The organism is Actinocorallia aurea (assembly GCF_054783995.1).
In genome coordinates, this window is the sequence record NZ_BAAGPQ010000002.1 from 504,610 (window position 1) to 520,266 (window position 15,657).

The 15,657-nt window shown below is 69.8% G+C and carries 14 protein-coding genes and 1 tRNA gene; 7 read left to right on the forward strand and 8 right to left on the reverse strand.

Annotated elements, in window-relative coordinates:
• The first annotated feature begins 2 nt into the window (after nt 1-2).
• A complete protein-coding gene (locus tag ACYVOM_RS02585) occupies nt 3-728 on the forward strand; it encodes a FadR/GntR family transcriptional regulator (RefSeq protein ID WP_460302335.1) in 726 nt (241 codons plus the stop codon).
• Nucleotides 729-820: 92 nt separating this feature from the next.
• Nucleotides 821-2,488, forward strand: a complete 1,668-nt coding sequence (locus tag ACYVOM_RS02590) for a carotenoid oxygenase family protein (protein ID WP_460301554.1) — start codon at nt 821-823, stop codon at nt 2,486-2,488.
• Between the two features lie 368 nt (nt 2,489-2,856).
• Here ACYVOM_RS02590 and ACYVOM_RS02595 read toward each other — a convergent pair whose 3' ends face one another.
• A complete protein-coding gene (locus ACYVOM_RS02595) occupies nt 2,857-3,006 on the reverse strand; it encodes a GPGG-motif small membrane protein (protein ID WP_460301555.1) in 150 nt (49 codons plus the stop codon).
• A 115-nt stretch (nt 3,007-3,121) separates the two neighbouring features.
• On the opposite strand from ACYVOM_RS02595, the gene ACYVOM_RS02600 reads away from it, so the two are divergent.
• Nucleotides 3,122-3,556, forward strand: coding sequence for a nitroreductase family deazaflavin-dependent oxidoreductase (locus ACYVOM_RS02600; RefSeq protein WP_460301556.1), 435 nt, complete (start codon nt 3,122-3,124; stop codon nt 3,554-3,556).
• Between the two features lie 99 nt (nt 3,557-3,655).
• Nucleotides 3,656-4,492 (forward strand): siderophore-interacting protein, encoded by an 837-nt coding sequence (locus ACYVOM_RS02605; RefSeq protein ID WP_460301557.1) that lies wholly within the window; start codon nt 3,656-3,658, stop codon nt 4,490-4,492.
• Nucleotides 4,493-5,087: 595 nt separating this feature from the next.
• Here the strand turns inward: ACYVOM_RS02605 and ACYVOM_RS02610 are convergent.
• Nucleotides 5,088-5,164: transfer RNA gene (locus ACYVOM_RS02610), tRNA-Met, on the reverse strand.
• Between the two features lie 43 nt (nt 5,165-5,207).
• Nucleotides 5,208-8,075 carry a UPF0182 family membrane protein gene (locus ACYVOM_RS02615; protein ID WP_460301558.1) on the reverse strand — a complete coding sequence of 956 codons (2,868 nt, stop codon included), beginning with the start codon at nt 8,073-8,075 and terminating at the stop codon, nt 5,208-5,210.
• Between the two features lie 175 nt (nt 8,076-8,250).
• On the opposite strand from ACYVOM_RS02615, the gene ACYVOM_RS02620 reads away from it, so the two are divergent.
• On the forward strand, nt 8,251-8,745 hold the full coding sequence (locus tag ACYVOM_RS02620) for a PPA1309 family protein (protein ID WP_460301559.1): 495 nt from the start codon (nt 8,251-8,253) through the stop codon (nt 8,743-8,745).
• A 60-nt stretch (nt 8,746-8,805) separates the two neighbouring features.
• Here ACYVOM_RS02620 and ACYVOM_RS02625 read toward each other — a convergent pair whose 3' ends face one another.
• The 4 genes from ACYVOM_RS02625 to ACYVOM_RS02640 all read right to left on the reverse strand — a co-directional run bounded on the left by ACYVOM_RS02625 (nt 8,806) and on the right by ACYVOM_RS02640 (nt 12,995).
• A complete protein-coding gene (locus ACYVOM_RS02625) occupies nt 8,806-9,897 on the reverse strand; it encodes a YlbL family protein (protein ID WP_460301560.1) in 1,092 nt (363 codons plus the stop codon).
• 222 nt (nt 9,898-10,119) lie between these two features.
• Entirely contained in the window at nt 10,120-11,382 is a 1,263-nt protein-coding gene (locus ACYVOM_RS02630; protein WP_460301561.1) for an RNA-guided endonuclease InsQ/TnpB family protein, read from the reverse strand.
• 98 nt (nt 11,383-11,480) lie between these two features.
• The gene (locus ACYVOM_RS02635; protein ID WP_460301562.1) at nt 11,481-11,921 is read right to left on the reverse strand and encodes a molybdenum cofactor biosynthesis protein MoaE; all 441 of its coding nucleotides are present in this window, start codon (nt 11,919-11,921) and stop codon (nt 11,481-11,483) included.
• A gap of 15 nt (nt 11,922-11,936) precedes the next feature.
• Nucleotides 11,937-12,995 (reverse strand): NAD-dependent epimerase/dehydratase family protein, encoded by a 1,059-nt coding sequence (locus ACYVOM_RS02640; RefSeq protein ID WP_460301563.1) that lies wholly within the window; start codon nt 12,993-12,995, stop codon nt 11,937-11,939.
• A 90-nt stretch (nt 12,996-13,085) separates the two neighbouring features.
• Between ACYVOM_RS02640 and ACYVOM_RS02645 the strand changes: the two genes are divergently transcribed.
• Both ACYVOM_RS02645 and ACYVOM_RS02650 read left to right on the forward strand, forming a co-directional pair.
• A complete protein-coding gene (locus ACYVOM_RS02645; RefSeq protein WP_460301564.1) occupies nt 13,086-14,468 on the forward strand; it encodes a zinc-dependent metalloprotease in 1,383 nt (460 codons plus the stop codon).
• On the forward strand, nt 14,465-15,004 hold the full coding sequence (locus ACYVOM_RS02650; protein WP_460301565.1) for an NUDIX hydrolase: 540 nt from the start codon (nt 14,465-14,467) through the stop codon (nt 15,002-15,004). Before ACYVOM_RS02645 ends, ACYVOM_RS02650 begins: the two co-directional genes overlap by 4 nt.
• 6 nt (nt 15,005-15,010) lie before the next feature.
• Here the strand turns inward: ACYVOM_RS02650 and ACYVOM_RS02655 are convergent, their stop codons facing one another.
• Complete coding sequence (locus ACYVOM_RS02655) at nt 15,011-15,445, reverse strand: M48 metallopeptidase family protein (RefSeq protein WP_460301566.1); 435 nt, start codon at nt 15,443-15,445, stop codon at nt 15,011-15,013.
• Nucleotides 15,446-15,657: the final 212 nt, after the last annotated feature.

Below are 15,657 nucleotides of genomic sequence, written 5' to 3' on the forward strand. Positions count from 1 at the left end.
CCATCGACGCCGAAGCGCGCGCCCTGGCCGCCGTCCTGGGGCCCGTCCGGGCCGGGAACGCGTTCGAGGAGACCGTCGAGCGGCTCCTGCGGGTGATCAAGCTGCGGCTCGTCGACCACGGCGAGCGGCTGCCGCCCGAGCGGGAGCTGGCCCGCAGCCTCGGCATCAGCCGCGTGACGCTGCGCGAGGCGATCCGGGTGCTCACCGAAGAGGGCTATGTGGAGTCGCGGCGCGGCAGGACCGGCGGCACGTTCGTCCTGTACCGGCCGCGCGCGCCCGAGGCGGGCGACCTCGCCCGGGTCGCGGCAGGAAGGACCGCCGAGCTGCGGGACGCGCTGGTGTTCCGGATGGCCGTCGAGACGGGCGCGGCCACCCATCTGGCCGCGACGGGCCTCGCCTCCGAGGACACCGAAAGGCTCGTCGCCGCCTTGCACGCCGTCAACGAGGCGGCGCCCTCCGACTACCGGCGGCTCGACGTGCGGTTCCATCTGACGATCGCGGAGCTGACCGGATCGCCGCTGCTCGCCGCGGCCTGCGCCGAGGCCCGCCTGCGGGTGACCGACCTGCTCAACGCGATCCCGGTGCTGCGCCCGAACATCGCGCACGCCGCCGTCCAGCACGCCGCTATCGTCGCGGCGATCCTCGCCCGCGACCCGGCGGGCGCGCACCGCGCGATGGCCGAGCACCTCGACGGGACGGCCTCACTGCTGCGCGGCTTCCTCGGCTGAGTCCGAACCCGCACACTCCCGGACGATCAGGGGACGAATCCCGCCATCGAAGGTCATTGACGGACAGTCCGATACGGAGTTGTCTGACGGGCATGCCGATCCCCCGCTCCATCCTCGCCAAGGACGACCCCGAAGACCTCGACCTGACCGTCGTGTCCGGCGCCTGGCCTTCCGACGTGGGCGGGCACTTCGTCGTCAGCACCTCCGACCAGCGCACCCACCCGATCCACGCGTTCTTCGGCGACGGCATCCTCGTGCGCCTCCCGCTGCGGCCCGACGAGAACGGCGTCTTCCCCTGGCGGCCCCGCCTCGTGGAGACCCCTTCGGTGCTGCTCCGCCGGGCCTGCCCCGATCTGTTCGTGAACGGGCCGGTCGGGACGAGTTCGCCGTTCGGGATGGTCAACGCGGCCAACACCGCGCCGCTCCCGTGGGGCGACCGGCTGTTCGTGACCTGGGACGCGGGCCGTCCCGTCGAGGTCGACCCGGTGACGCTGGCGTTCGTCGGCGAGGTCGGGCACCGCGACGACTGGGCGCCGACCCTCGACCAGCCGGTCCTGCCGCTCGTGTCCACGACCGCGCATCCCGTCGTCGACCCCGAGCGGGGCTGCCTGTGGTCGGTCAGCCGGGACGTGATCTCCGGGGCGGTCTCCGTCATCCGGTACGACGGGGTGGGGCCGCGCGTCGAACGGTGGCTCGTGGAGAGCGCGTCGCTGCCGCAGTCCACGCACACGATCACCCAGACGCGGGACTGGCTGATCCTCGCGGACACCGCGTACAAGGTCGACGTCCAGGAAATCTTCGGGGCGGACCGGACGGTGGCCAACAACCCGGACGGGCCGGTCCTGCTGATCCGCAAGGACGATCTCGTCGCGGGCCGCCCGAGCGTCCCGTGCAAGGAGTTCCGCCTCGCCCCGGAGGTCAACCACTTCTACGCGCGCTACGACGACTCCGACGGCGTCGAGATCCTCATGGAGCACTCCCCGGGGGTGGACATCGGGATGTACCTGCGCGAAGACGACGTCGACGCCTACGGCCGCCCGATCGACCCGGCGCTGCGCGGCATGTACTGCCACGGGATGAGCCCGACCGTCACCGCGCTGCTGCGCTTCGACCCTTCGAGCGGCCGGATCACCGAGCGGGCACGCGCCCAGGACCCCGCGCGCTATTGGCAGGCGGAACTCTCGGCGATCGACTGGTCGTTCGAGGGCCAGCTGGCGCCGACCGTCCACCACCTGATCTACCTGGGGTTCCATCCGGAGGCGATCAACCAGAGGGCGCTGGCCAACTACGGCGACAGGATCGACCGGAGCGCGTTCCCCGAGGCGGAGACCCCGTCGATCCTCGTCACGCACGACCGGGAGTCGTTGAAGGCGCTGCACGAGTGGACGTTCGCCCTGGACGACTACCCGACCTCGCCCTCGTTCGTCCCGCGTTCGCCCGGTGCGGGAGGTCGCTCCCGTTATGCCGGGGCTTCGCCGGGCGGCCACGACGGCTACCTGCTCGTCCTGGTCCACAACGACGACCGGTTCCGCCTCGAGCTGTTCGACGCCGCCGACGTCGCGCGCGGGCCCGTCGCCGTTCTCGCCCCGCCGCCGGGCCGCACCGTGCCGTTCATGATCCATTCGGCCTGGATGCCGGAGGCCCGCACCGCGCCGGACGTCCCGCGCCACCATTTCCGCGACGACCTCGACCACCGCCTCGACGCGCTGCCCGAACCACTGCGCGCCGCCGCCCACCGCGTGGCCGAACTGCTGCCCTGAACGGCTGATGGGCGGATCAGGACGCCTTTGTCCTGATCCGCCCATCTGTGCCAGAGAAGCGCTCCCCAGCGCTCACCCCTCCCCAACACCCGATGAGACGCCGCCCGCGGCCGGAAGGTTCGGAGGGTTCGCCCGGAATCTCTGGACGGAACCCGAACACCTCGGCTCCAGCGGACATATGGCCCCGGGTGCCCGGGAAGCGGAGACGGTGAAGAGCGCCGATTCGTCCTCTCCTTGGCCATCGCCGAGCCCGACTGCGGGCCGGGACGGCCAAGGAGGGACCTACTGCTCGCACCCGTTTCAGGGCGCGTTGTGCTGTGCCGGCCACCGCCCCTCAGGCGGCGGGCCGGATCGGGGGGAGGTGCTTGTTACGGGTTGAAGATGCTCACGCCGCCAGGGCCGACGAGCAGCCCCAGGACGATGAGCACGATGCCCAGCAAGATGTTCCGCTGAGCAATCAGCACGTAGATCCCGTAAATCACCAGAACCACTGCAATGAGCCACAAAATAGTACCCATACCTTCTTCGTAACCGTTTCGAGATCTGTCAAACGTGATTCGACCCCGAAGGGGACACAGCACACATCGCATGAGAGCGTGGTACGCGATCAAGACAACGATTGAGGGGAGCATCATGCCTCTGGAAGGCGAGTACGCGCCGAGCCCGTTCACCCAGGCCGCAGAGCAGGTGGAGGTGTACGAGCGGACGGGCGGCGCGGAGGGCAACACACTGGCCGGCAAGCCCGTCATCATCCTGACGACCCGGGGCGCCAAGACCGGCAAGATCCGCAAGACGCCGCTCATGCGCGTCACCGACGGGAAGAGCTACGCCGTCGTGGCCTCCATGGGCGGGGCGCCGAAGCACCCCGTCTGGTACCACAACATCGTCGCCGAACCCGACGTGCTGCTCCAGGACGGGCCGGAGCCGCGCGAGTACCGCGCCCGCCTGGCCGAGGGCCTGGAGCGGGACCAGTGGTGGCAGCGGGCGGTCGAGGCCTGGCCCGCCTACGCCGAGTACCAGACGAAGACGGACCGGAAGATCCCCGTTTTCATCCTCGACCCCGCCTGACGCGACGGCGCGGGCACCTCGCCGGTGCCCGCGCCACTTGACAGCGCGGATATCTTCGATATATCGCTAGCACATCGCTGACATATCGAAGGAGTCGCCATGGCCGACCGCCGCGGCACGAAGCCCTACCGCACCGTTGTGCTCCGCAAGGAGCAGCTCACCCCGCACATGGTCCGCGTGGTCGTGGGCGGAGACGACCTGAAGCAGCGCTTCCAGGCCGGGGCCTTCACTGATCACTACGTGAAACTCCAGTTCCCGCGCGCCGATTCCCCGGTGCCCTTCGATCCCTCGGTGATCCGGGAGACGCTGCCACGCGCCGAGTGGCCGATCACGCGCACCTACACGGTCCGCGCCTGGGACGCGGAGTCCGCCGAACTGACCCTCGACTTCGTCGTGCACGGCGACTCGGGCATCGCCGGACCGTGGGCCGCCTCCGCAGAGCCCGGAGACGAGCTGTGGCTGGCCGGGCCGGGCGGGGCCTACCGCCCGTCGGCCGACGCCGGATGGCACCTTTTCGCGGGCGATGAGAGCGCCGTGCCGGCCATCGCCGCCTCCCTTGAGCAACTCCCCGAGGGCGCCACCGCCATCGCCTTCCTGGAAGTCGAGTCCGCCGAGGAGGAAGTGCCCCTTCCGTCACGCCCCGGCCTCACCGTCACCTGGCTGCACCGGGGCGACACCCCCGTCGGCGAGAAGCTCACCGCCGCCGTCGAGGCCCTCGACTTCCCGAGCCGAGACGTCCAGGCCTTCGTCCACGGCGAAGCCGGCCTCGTGAAGGCCCTCCGCCGCAACCTCCGCGTCACCCGCGACCTCCCCCTCTCCCAGCTCTCCATCTCCGGCTACTGGCGCCTGGGCGCCGACGAAGACGGCTGGCAGTCCTCCAAGTCCACCTGGAACGCCCAGGTCGAAGCCGAAGAATCCGCCACCCTCTCCTCCTGACCCCCACCGAAGCCCGCTGCCCCGCAGCGGGCTTCCCGCTTTCCCCAAGACAGACACCCACCCCAGCGCGAACCCTGAGGCTGATCACGGGGCCGGGCTTCTCAAAGGCGCGGCGAAGGCGGCGAGGGGCTGAACTTCACGCACGACCGTCGCTGATCGCGGGGCCGGGCTTCCTGAAGGCGCAGCGAGGGCGGCAGCGGGGCCGGCCTGCACACGCGACTGCCGCCGATCACGGGGCGGAGCTTCTCAAAAGCGCAGCGAGGAGACCGGTGCGCTGGGCTCCCGAACGACTGCGGCCGATCACGGGGCGAAGCTTCTCAAAAGCGCGGCAAAGACGACCTGCGTAACGGACGCTCCGGCACGTCGGCACATTCGCGACTTGGCGGTTGGCGACTTGGTGCGGGAACTTCCCGAAAGGGTCGGATACCACCAAACCCGTTTACCTAAACAAAAGGGAGTTTTTTCCCTGAGGTGGACGGGGGGCGTGGGGGGGCGGAGCCCCCCCACATCGGGGGTCTGGGGGTCGCCCCCCAGAAAGACCAAAGGGCCGGCGCGCGAAGCAGCGAAGCTGCGAGCACACCGACCCTCGGACCTTTGGTAGCGGGGACAGGATTTGAACCTGCGACCTCTGGGTTATGAGCCCAGCGAGCTACCGAGCTGCTCCACCCCGCGTCGTTGTGTTCAAAGACTATGGGGTGGAGCAGGGTTACGCAAATCAGTTGGTGGGTGATGGGCTGGGGGTGGTGGTGGGTTCGGTGGCGTTCGGCTCGGTGGTTTCGGCCTTTTTCTGGACTTCGACCAGGTTGTTGATGGCCTGGCTGAGTTTGTCCTGGGCGTCGGCGTACTTCTTCAGGTCGCCGCTCTTGAGCGCGTCCTGAGAGTCCTGGAACGCCTGCTTGACCGCGTCGATCGCCTGCTGGAGCGACGGCGACGTGCCCGGCGCGGTCTCCGGCCGGTCGGTCGTGTCGTCGCTCTTGGGGACGTCGGTGCCCGGTTGCAGCACCTGTTGGAGCGCGTCCTCGAAGGTGGTCGCGAAGCCGATCTTGTCGCCGAAGCTGACCAGGACCCAGCCGAGCACGGGGTACTTCGCGCCGGTCGCGGACTGCTGGTACACCGGCTGGACGTACATGAACCCGCCGCCGAACGGGAGTGTGAGCAGGTTGCCGTAGACCACCTGCGTCGTGCTTCCGGCCGGACGGTTCAGGACGGGCGCGACCTGGTCGTTGCCCTTGAAGGTGTTCTGCATCTGCCCCGGGCCGAGGATCGACACCTCGCGTGGCACTTGGAGCAGGCGCAGTTCGCCGAAGTTCGCCGAGCTCGGATCGCTGTTCGCGGCAAGGAAGCCCGACAGGTTCGTCCCGTTCCTAGAGACGTAAGTGGACGTGAGGGAGAATCCGGGCTGTTCCGGCTCTGCCTCGTCCTCGCGCGACGGCATCTGGAGCGTCAGGTAGAACGGCGGCTCGGTGATGCTGGCCTCCGTCGGGTCGACGGGGATCTCCCAGCTGTCCTGGCCGTCGTAGAACGACGACGGGTCCGTCACGTGGTAGCTGCGCAGGACGCTGCGCTGCACCTTGAACATGTCCTCGGGGTAGCGGACGTGCGAGAACACCTCGCCGCCGAGGGTCTTCTCCAACTCGGCCTTGCTCTTGACGGTGCCGGGGAACGCCTTCTGCCAGGTCTTGAGGATCGGGTCGTCCTCGTCCCACGCGTACAGCGTGACGGTGCCGTCGTAGGCGTCGACCGTGGCCTTCACCGAGTTGCGGATGTAGTTGATCTCCGAGCCGGGCTGCCGGCCGACGGCCTGCCGCTCGGTGTTGGAGTCCCGCGTGGTGTCCTGCAGGTTGATCCGCTCGGAGTACGGGTAGCCGTTGGAGGTCGTGTAGCCGTCGACGACCCACACGATCCGGCCGTCGGCGACCACCGGGTAGGCGTTGCCGTCGACCGTCAGCCAGGGGGCGGCCTTCTGGACGCGCTCGCGGGGGTTCCTGTCGTACAGGATGCGCGACTGCTCCTTGATGTCCCCGGACAGCAGGATGTTGCGGTCCCGGAACTTCAGCGCGTACGACACCCGGTTGAAGAAGGAGTCCATGCGGACGCCGCCGGTGCCGTCGTAGGTGGTGCGGGGGCCGTTCGGGTAGTCGAGTTCCTCCTGGACGCCGACGATCGAGTAGTCCGGGGACTGCTCACCGAAGTAGACCTGGGGCTTGTCGATGGCGAACTGGCACTCGTTCGCCTTCGTCTTCACCTCGCAGGACTGCGGCATGTCCGAAGCCGTGTAGACCGGGCCCTTGCTCTGCGGGTCGACGGTGTTGCCGGGGGCCGCCACGAACCCGTAGCCGTGCGTGTAGGTCAGGTGCTCGTTGACCCAGCCGGACTGGCTGCCGGGCGGGCCCGTCAGCTCGCGGACGGCGATGAGGGTGTCCTGCGTCTTGCCGTCGGCGTCGGGGTAGCGGTCGATGTCGAGCGGGTCGGAGAAGGTGTAGTAGCCCTGGAGCTGCTGGTTCTGGCGGAACGTCGGCGACAGCAGGGTCGGGTCGAGCAGCCGGACGTTCGGGATCGTCTCGGAGTACTTCTCGACCTCTTCTGCGTCGGGCTGTTTGGTGGGCGCGTAGTTCTGCTCCTGCACGCCGGCGACGCCGAACGCCTCCCGCGTCGCCTTGATGTTGCGGTCGATGTAGAGGCGCTCCTTGGCCAGCTCGTTCGGCTTGACCTGGAACTGCTGGATGATCAGCGGGTAGACGCCGCCGACGAGGACCGCCGACAGGACCAGCAGGCCGAAGCCGACGCCCGGCAGCATCATGCCCTTGCGCCAGATGTTGACGAAGAACAGGATCGCGCAGATGAGCGCGATCGCCGCGAGGATCGTCTTGGCCGGGAGGACGGCGGTGACGTCGGTGTACCCCGGGCCCGTCACCTTGCCGCGCTCGGAGTAGGCGAGGCCCCAGCGGTCCAGCCAGTAGGCGATGGCCTTCAGCAGGACGAACAGGCCGACCAGGACGGACAGGTGCGCGCGCGCCGAAGGCGACGCCTTGTCTCCCGGGCCCTGAAGGCGCAGCCCGCCGTACAGGTAGTGGACGGCCACCGCGGCCAGGACCGACAGGACGACCATGACGAACAGGAAGCCCATGATCAGCCGCAGGAACGGGTACGTGAACACGAAGAACGACACGTCCATGCCGAACTGCGCGTCCTTCTCACCGAAGCTCGTCCGGTTCATGAAGGCGAGCCACGTGCCCACCTGGCCGGCCGCCGACAGGCCGGTGAACAGGCCGATCGCGCCGAGCAGGGAGAAGAAGACCGCCTTGCGGTGCGGATCGACCGCCGCGCGGTAGCGCTCAAGGCCCTGCTGCTCGACCGACACGGGCCGGTAGGCGGGCCGCAGCCGGTAGGCGATCACCATGTTGGCGCCCACCGCCGCGGCCATGAGCAGCCCGCCGAGCACGAACAGCAGCACACGGGTGCGCAGCTGGGTCGTGAAGACACCGGAGAAGCCGTCGCCGAGCGAGCGGTACCAGAGCAGGTCGGTCCAGAAGCCCGTCACGATGAAGAAGAGGGCGACGATTACGGCCAGCGTGATCAACACCGGCGCGAGCAGCCGCGGTCTCCCTTCGGGGACACGCCGCCCGCCCGGGCGTGGGGTTCGGAAGCTCACCGCTTCCCTCCGATTCCTCAAGTTCCAGCCAGCACTATGAGCAACTTACCGACATCCCGCGCGGTTCCCGATCCAGGCATCGGCTCGGCAACGGAAGAATGGCCGCATGACCCCTCTCGAAGAGACCGTGCGGAGCATCGAGGCGCAGACCGGATGGGACGGCCCGCCGCGGCTGTTCGCGCTCGTGGAGACAGGTGAGCTGCTGCGCGCGCAACCGGAACTGGCCGAGCAGCTCGGCCTCTCCCCGGACGACGCGCTCACCGCCGTCGACCAGGGCGATCTGGAGGACGGCGACATCGGCGCGCTGCTGCCCGGGATCGTGTGGCCGCCGAACGTCGCCGGGGTCGCGCTGGCGATGGTCCGGGTGACGCTGCCACCGGAGGTCGAGGAGGAGATCCCCGCGGACGGCGACGCCGTCGAGTGGGCGATGCGCCATCCGCGCCACGAGGAGCTGCGAATCGTCGCGGGCGCGCTGCGCGACGGGGCACGGCACGCGGTCCTGCGGATCCGCAGCCACGAGGAGGAGCTCCTGTCGGCCGAGGACCTCGTCCCGGACGTCACCGACGCGCTCGCGCAGACCCTCCTGCCCGACGAGGTCTGACGGCCCGGCCGGGATCACCCGGGCCGGGTCGTGTGCTTGTGCTGTGCCGAAGAAGGTGCGTCAGCAGGCGGGGAGCTGGCCCTTCCCGTCCTGCAGCGCCTTGAGGCTCTTCACCGCGCTGTCCATCGTGTCGGCCTTGATCAGGCGCAGGCCGTCGGGAGCGGCGGACTTGGCTTCGGCGCAGTTGCCCTGCGGGACGAGGAAGTCGGTGGCCCCCGCGTCGCGGGCCGCGATCATCTTCTGCTGGATGCCGCCGATCGCGCCGACCTCGCCGTCCGCGGTGATCGTCCCGGTGCCGGCGATGAACTTGCCGCCGGTGAGACTGCCGGGGGTGAGCATGTCGTAGATCGCGAGGGAGAACATCAGGCCCGCGCTCGGCCCGCCGATCTCTCCGACGTTCATCTTCACGTCGATGGGCAGGACGAACTTGTCGACGAGCTGGACCCCGATCACCGCGCGCTTCTGGCCGTCGGCGGTGGTCTCCCCCATCGTCAGCTCGGACTTGCTCTCCTTGCCGTCGCGCACGATCGTCAGGGTCACCTTGTCGCCGACCTTGTAGTGCGCCAGCTTGTCGGTGACCTCGGTCGCCTTGGTCACCTTGGTCCCGTCCACCGAGATGATCTTGTCGCCGGCCTTGAGGACGCCCTCGGCGGGCAGGCCCGCCTGGACCTTGCCCACGTAGGTCTCGCTGCCGAGCGGCTTGCCCATCTGGGTGAGCGCGGCGGCGACGGCCGTCTCCTGGGAGTCGGCCATGAGGACGGTGTTGGCCTCCTCGACCTGCTCCGCCGTCTCCCCGGGCGGAAAGATCGTGTCCATCGGGACGACGGCGCGCTTCGGGTCGATCCAGTCGCGCAGCGCCCGGTACAGGGTCGGCGGGTTGTCGGGGTCGCCGGTGTAGGCGACGGTCGTGAAGTTCAGGTGGCCGTCGTCGGGATAGGTCTGGGCGTCGACGATCTCGATGAGCGGCTTCTTGGTCTCCGGGTTCACCCCGAGGGTGTTCAACGTCGGGCCCGGCTGGAGCGAGACGTACGGCACCGGCAGGACCGCGCCGACCAGGGCCAGGAGCAGCACCACCACGGCGACGACGGAGAGGGTCAGCGCCCGCCGGTGCGGGAGCTGCCCGCGGAGCGACTGCACGACGTTGGAGACCATGCGCGCAAGCCTACGACCACCTCACAGCCTGTGCGCCAACCTTCGTTTGCGCACCGCCCCCTCCTCGGAGGTCCCCCGCACACCGTCCAGTCCAGACGATGGAGGGGGTTCGCGCCGTTGACGACCCCCGGGCGACCACCGCCTCTATGAGGTGGACGGTTTCCAGGGATCTGGGTCGCGCGTTGGTGACCCGGCCCGCTGCCAGCAGGTCCGGAGCCCTGTTCAGGGCCTTGGAGGGACGAGGAGACGGGGTCCCTGTCGGGCGAGATTGATCGCGGCGTTCAGGTCCCGATCTCTCTGCAACCCGCACCGGTCGCACTGGTAGACCCGCCGGGAGAGGGGGAGTTCCGTGGCGCGGTGTCCGCAGGCCGAGCAGGTCTTCGACGAGGGGAACCACCGCTCGGCGTGCACCACGGTTCCATGTCTCCAGTCGGCCTTGTAGCCGATCATCTGGGCCAGGGCGGCGAAGGAGGCGTCGGTGAGAGCCTTGGCGAGCCTGCGATTGCCCATCATGCCGCGGATGTTCAGATGTTCCAGAACGAGCTGGTCGTGGTTGTTGACCAGCAGGTTGGACACCCGGTGCAGCAGGTGTCCGCGGATCGCGGCGGTCTTGGCCTGGAACTCCCGCACCCCCGCAACCGCCCGCCCATGGCGCTTAGACCCGGGCTCTTTTCGGGTCAGGCGGCGCTGCCTCCTCGCGAGCCCCTCCTGGCGGCGCTGGAAAGTACGGGCCGCTGGAACGCGGAGGACCTCCTCTCCCTGGTCGGTGGCCGCAACGACCAGATCGTTCAGCCCGAGGTCGACGCCCACCCACCCGCGGCCCCGAGCTCCTGCGTCGCGTGGCGGGTGGTGACGGGAGGCGTGCAGGTCGGGAGCCGCCACGGTGATGGCGATCGCCCACCTGTTGCGCCGCCATCGGACGGTCACCGAGCAGATGCGGGTGCGGGGAGTGCCGTCTGGGCCGGGGCGCAGGAGCCGCCGCAGTCGGCGGGTGTCCTCCTTCACTCCGATCAGCCCGAGCTTCGGCAGCCGCACCGCCCGCGGCCTGTCCGTGGCACCGACCTTGATGGCGTCGTTCTTGTTGCGGATCCGAAAGCTGTACGGCGTGCGGTTCTTCTTCTTGAAGACCGGGAATCGCATTCGCGGCCCCGACCGGGCACCCGACCGGGAAGCTGAGAACGCCGCCAGAGCGGCCGCCAGATCCGTGACGGCCTCCTCGAACAGGACCGCCGGGATCCCCAGATGCCAGGTGTGGCCTCCCAAGTCCAAGGCCTCGCGCTTCCAAGCGTTCACCGCGTTGATCAAATCGAATCGCGACCATGGCACCACCACCTCGAGATCGACCTCGCGCGCGGCGAGCTGGTCCTTCACCAGAGCGAGAACCCGGTTGTAGGCGGAACGAGCGGCTCCCCCGGCCGTCCGCAACAAGTCATCCTGAGCGGCCGTGGGGGTGAGCGTGAGCGAGAACGTCACCATGCGCGACATGTCCATCACACTACACACCGCGACTAGAACAAGCGATCGAAATCCCGAAAGTGGATCCCGTCGCTCAGACGATCGATGGTCGGCTCATCCGTCGGGCCTCAGCAGGCGCCGACCCACTCCGACGTGCCGTCGGTGAAGTGCTGGTGCTTCCAGATCGGCACCTCGTGCTTCAGGTCGTCGATCAGGCGGCGGCACGCCTCGAAGGCCTCGCCGCGGTGCGCCGCGGCGGCCGCGACGACCACCGCGTGATCGCCGATCGCCAGATCGCCCACCCGGTGGACGGCGGCGAGCGCGACCACGGGGATGTCGGCGGCGACCTTCTCCATCACCTCGCGCAGCCGGTCCAGCGCCGAGGGGTGCGCACTGTAGGAGAGCGCGGTGACGGCCTTTCTCTCGGTGCCGTCCTGGGCGTGGTCGTTGTCGCGGACCGTGCCCGCGAAGAACGCGGTGCCGCCCGCCGCGGCGTCCTGCACCGCGGCGACGACCTCGTCGACGGACAGAGGCGTCTCGCGGATGTCCAGCAGTCGGATGATGCTCACGAGGAGAAAATACCGCTAGATCCTTCGGCGCTTGCGGGCGCGGCGGACCGCGGCCGCGGCGCCGATCACCGCGACGGTCGCGCCCGCCGCCGTCGCCATGGTCGCCTCCTTGCCGCCGACCCGGCGCCCGACGACCGCGTGGCGCCCCGCGGATTCCGCGAGCATGGCCCGCAGCGCCGCCTCGTTGTCGTGCTCGGGCTTCCAGCCGGACGCGCGCAGCTTGGCGCAGTCGACCACCCATGGATAGACGACGTAGTGCAGGTCGGTGGCGGGCGCGGGGGTGAGGCCGAGGCGGTGCAGCCGCTGCGCGGTGCCGAAGGTGAGCGAGGCGGGCAGCTCGAACCCGGACTTCCCGGTGATCTTCTCGACCTCCTCGCCGGTGAGCGAGCCCTCGCACCCGACGGCGATGGCTCCGGACACCTCGCCGAGCGCCGCGAGCTCCAGCGCCGAGACGAGATCGTCGACGTGGCAGAACTGCCAGCGCGGCTCGACGCCCTTGGCCCGGAGCAGCCTGGGTGCCTCGAAGTGCCGGGTGACGACGGTGTCCACGCCGGGCCCGGCCAGTGAGGCAGGCCGCACGACGGAGATCCGGAGGCCCGGGTGCAGTCGGCTCGCCGCGAGTTCCTCGATCTCCAGGAAGTCGCCCGCGACGGAGGTGTCGGGCTCCGCCCTCAGCGGGGCGCTTTCCGGCAGGGGCAGCGGATTGTCCTCGGAGGCCCCGTACACGGCGGCGGAGCTGAGCAGGATCGCGTCCTTGACGCCCGCACCCGCCGCGCAGGCGATCACCGTCTGGGCGCCTCGGACGTTGTAGGTACGGCGTTCCTTCGGATCGGTCTCGGGCGAGCGGTCGACGTCGACGTGCACCAGGACGTCCACGTCGGAGAGGCGCCGGGCGAGCGCGGGGTCCCGGATGTCGACGACGCGCCAGACCGCTCCGGGCACGTCACCGCGCCTGCCGTCGAGGGCGATCACCCGCTCGAACCTGCCGGACGCCGCCAGGCGCTCGGTCAGGGCCTGTCCGATTCCGGACGCCGCGCCCGTGACTGCGACTGTCCGTCGGTCCCCTGTGCTCATGGCGAACGCCCCCCTATGCGGCCACGGCTCGCTCCGGAAAGCGACTACCTTTGAGGTTATGGCCTTTCCCCGCAGCCTAAGGCGATTCTGATGGGCGACACTCCTTTCGGCTTCAACCGACCCGGCGACGAGGACGGAGACGACAAGCCCAACGACCCGTTCGGTATGGGTTTCGGCATGCCCGGTATGCCCGGTGGCGGCGGTGACATGTCGCAGTTCGCCGACATGCTCCGCCAGTTCGCCGACATGCTCAGCGGCATGGGCTCCGGCGGCTCCGGCCCGGTGAACTGGGAGATGGTGCGCAACATCGCGCGCCACCTCGTGGTGGAGGCGGGCGACCCGTCCGTCGTCGACGCCGAGCGCCGCCAGGTCGAGGACGCGCTGCGCCTCGCCGACCTGTGGCTGGACGAGGGCACGACCCTCCCTGCCGGGATCCGCTCTCCCAAGGCGTGGAGCAGGTCCGAATGGCTGGAGGAGACCCTCCCCGTGTGGGAGAAGCTGGTCGACCCGATCGCCGAGCGGATGACCGAGGCGATGGGCGGCGCGATGGGCGGCCCCGAGAACATTCCGCCGGAGATGGCGGCGATGGCCGGGCCGCTGATCGGCATGGTCCGCCAGATGGCCGGCGCGATGGTCGCGGGCCAGGCCGGGCAGGCGCTCGGCGCGCTCGCCAAGGAGATCATCGGGTCCGCCGACGTCGGCCTCCCGCTCGCGCCCGAGGGCGTCGGCGCGCTGCTGCCGTCCGGCGTCGCGGCCTTCGCCGAGGGCCTGGAGATCCCGGCCGACGAAGTGCGGCTGTACCTCGCGCTGCGCGAGGCCGCCCACCAACGGCTGTTCGCGCATGTGCCGTGGCTGCGCCCCGCCCTGCTGAGCGCCGTCGGCGACTACGCGCGCGGCATCAACGTGGATCTGTCGGGCCTTGAGGAGAAGATCTCCGGGCTCGACCTCAGCAACCCGCAGGCGATCCAGGAGGCCCTGGGCGGCGGCGAGATCCAGCTCACGCCGGAGGAGACCCCCGAGCAGAAGCTCGCGCTCTCCCGGTTGGAGACCCTGCTCGCCCTGGTCGAGGGCTGGGTCGGCGTCGCGGTGTCGGCCGCGGCGACGAACCGGCTGCCGAGCGCCGACAGGCTCGCCGAGGCGATCCGCCGGCGCCGTGCGACCGGCGGCCCCGCCGAGCACACCTTCGCCGCGCTCGTCGGCCTGGAACTGCGCCCCCGCAGGCTCCGCGAGGCCGAGTCGCTGTGGCAGTCGGTCACCTCGCTCAAGGGCGTGGACGGCCGGGACGCCCTGTGGAGCCACCCCGACCTCATGCCGACCGCCGGCGATCTGGAGGATCCGGACGCGTTCCTGCACTCCTCCGGCGACGAGTTCGACCTGTCCCAGCTGGAGGGTCTGCCCCCCGCGGAGGATCAGGGCGGAGACCGGACCGGAGACCAGGGCGAGGACAAGGGCGACGAGCCGGGTCCGCGTTGAGCGTGCTGCACACCGACGCCGTCCGGGTGCTGACGGGCTGGCGGGCCCCCGAGCCCGCCCAGGAGGCGATGCGCGAGGAGTTCCTCGGCCACCTGTCCCGGTATCCGGACGGCATGTGGCGGGCCTGTCGGCCCGGCCATCTGACGGCGAGCACCCTGGTGCTGAGCGCGGACAGGTCGCAGGTGCTGCTCACCCTGCACGCGAAGCTGAAGATGTGGCTCCAGATGGGCGGCCACTGCGAGAGCGGCGACGCCACGCTGGCCGCCGCGGCGCTGCGCGAGGCGACCGAGGAGTCGGGGATACCCGGGCTCGTGCTCTCCTCCACGCCGGTGCAGCTCGACCGTCATCCGGTGCCGTGCCATCCTGGAGGCTCCTGGCATCTGGACGTGCAGTACCTTGCCGTCGCTCCCGAAGGGGCACGGCACGCGATCAGCGCGGAGTCCGACGACCTGCGCTGGTTCGACCTCGACGCGCTGCCCGACCTCACCGATGCCGCCCTGCGCTCGCTGGTCGCGCGCGCCGCGGTCGCCGGCTGAGGGGGATCAGCCCGTGGCCTCCAGATGGGGGGCCGCGGCGACACCCTCCAGGTAGCCCCTGGCCCGCTCCGTCTTCGGATAGCGGTTGACCAGGCCCCAGAAATAGGCGTTGTGCGTGGGTTCGAGCAGGTGGGCGAGCTCGTGCACGATCACGTAGTCGACGACCCAGGCGGGCATGCCGCGCAGCATCGTGGAGATCCTTATGCTGGCGTCGTCAGGCGTGCACGAGCCCCAGCGGCTGCGCTGGTTGGCGGCCCACCTGACACTGACGGGCTGCGCCGCGCCGTCCAGGTAGCGGGCCGACAACCGCCTGGCACGGTCCAGCAACTCCTCGTCACAGGACGGGGGACGGGATTTGCGCTCACGGCCCTCCAGACGCTGGAGGATGCGGGCGATCTCGTATTCCTCCTCGGCCTTCGTCAGGCGGGAGGGCAATAGCACGATCGTTTTGTCGCCGTCGCGGTATGCCGACACTGTTCTCCGGCGTCGGGCGCTACGGCGGACCTCGACGTTGGGGGGCACATGCGCAACCGTAGCCGAAAGTTTCGGTTTTCCACAGGCCCGGACCAACGTTTGCCCAGGTAAAACCTGACAAACGCCCCTTAACACCAACGGTTTTCCACAAGCTACTGACCTGCATGGGCTAAACGTGA

What these genes read in the sequence shown, in the direction of transcription:
- ACYVOM_RS02590 (WP_460301554.1), top strand. Translation starts at nt 821, where the DNA reads ATGCCGATCCCCCGCTCCATCCTCGCCAAGGACGACCCCGAAGACCTC.
- ACYVOM_RS02595 (WP_460301555.1), bottom strand. Translation starts at nt 3,006, where the DNA reads ATGGGTACTATTTTGTGGCTCATTGCAGTGGTTCTGGTGATTTACGGG.
- ACYVOM_RS02600 (WP_460301556.1), top strand. Translation starts at nt 3,122, where the DNA reads ATGCCTCTGGAAGGCGAGTACGCGCCGAGCCCGTTCACCCAGGCCGCA.
- ACYVOM_RS02605 (WP_460301557.1), top strand. Translation starts at nt 3,656, where the DNA reads ATGGCCGACCGCCGCGGCACGAAGCCCTACCGCACCGTTGTGCTCCGC.
- ACYVOM_RS02620 (WP_460301559.1), top strand. Translation starts at nt 8,251, where the DNA reads ATGACCCCTCTCGAAGAGACCGTGCGGAGCATCGAGGCGCAGACCGGA.
- ACYVOM_RS02625 (WP_460301560.1), bottom strand. Translation starts at nt 9,897, where the DNA reads ATGGTCTCCAACGTCGTGCAGTCGCTCCGCGGGCAGCTCCCGCACCGG.
- ACYVOM_RS02630 (WP_460301561.1), bottom strand. Translation starts at nt 11,382, where the DNA reads ATGTCGCGCATGGTGACGTTCTCGCTCACGCTCACCCCCACGGCCGCT.
- ACYVOM_RS02640 (WP_460301563.1), bottom strand. Translation starts at nt 12,995, where the DNA reads ATGAGCACAGGGGACCGACGGACAGTCGCAGTCACGGGCGCGGCGTCC.
- ACYVOM_RS02645 (WP_460301564.1), top strand. Translation starts at nt 13,086, where the DNA reads ATGGGCGACACTCCTTTCGGCTTCAACCGACCCGGCGACGAGGACGGA.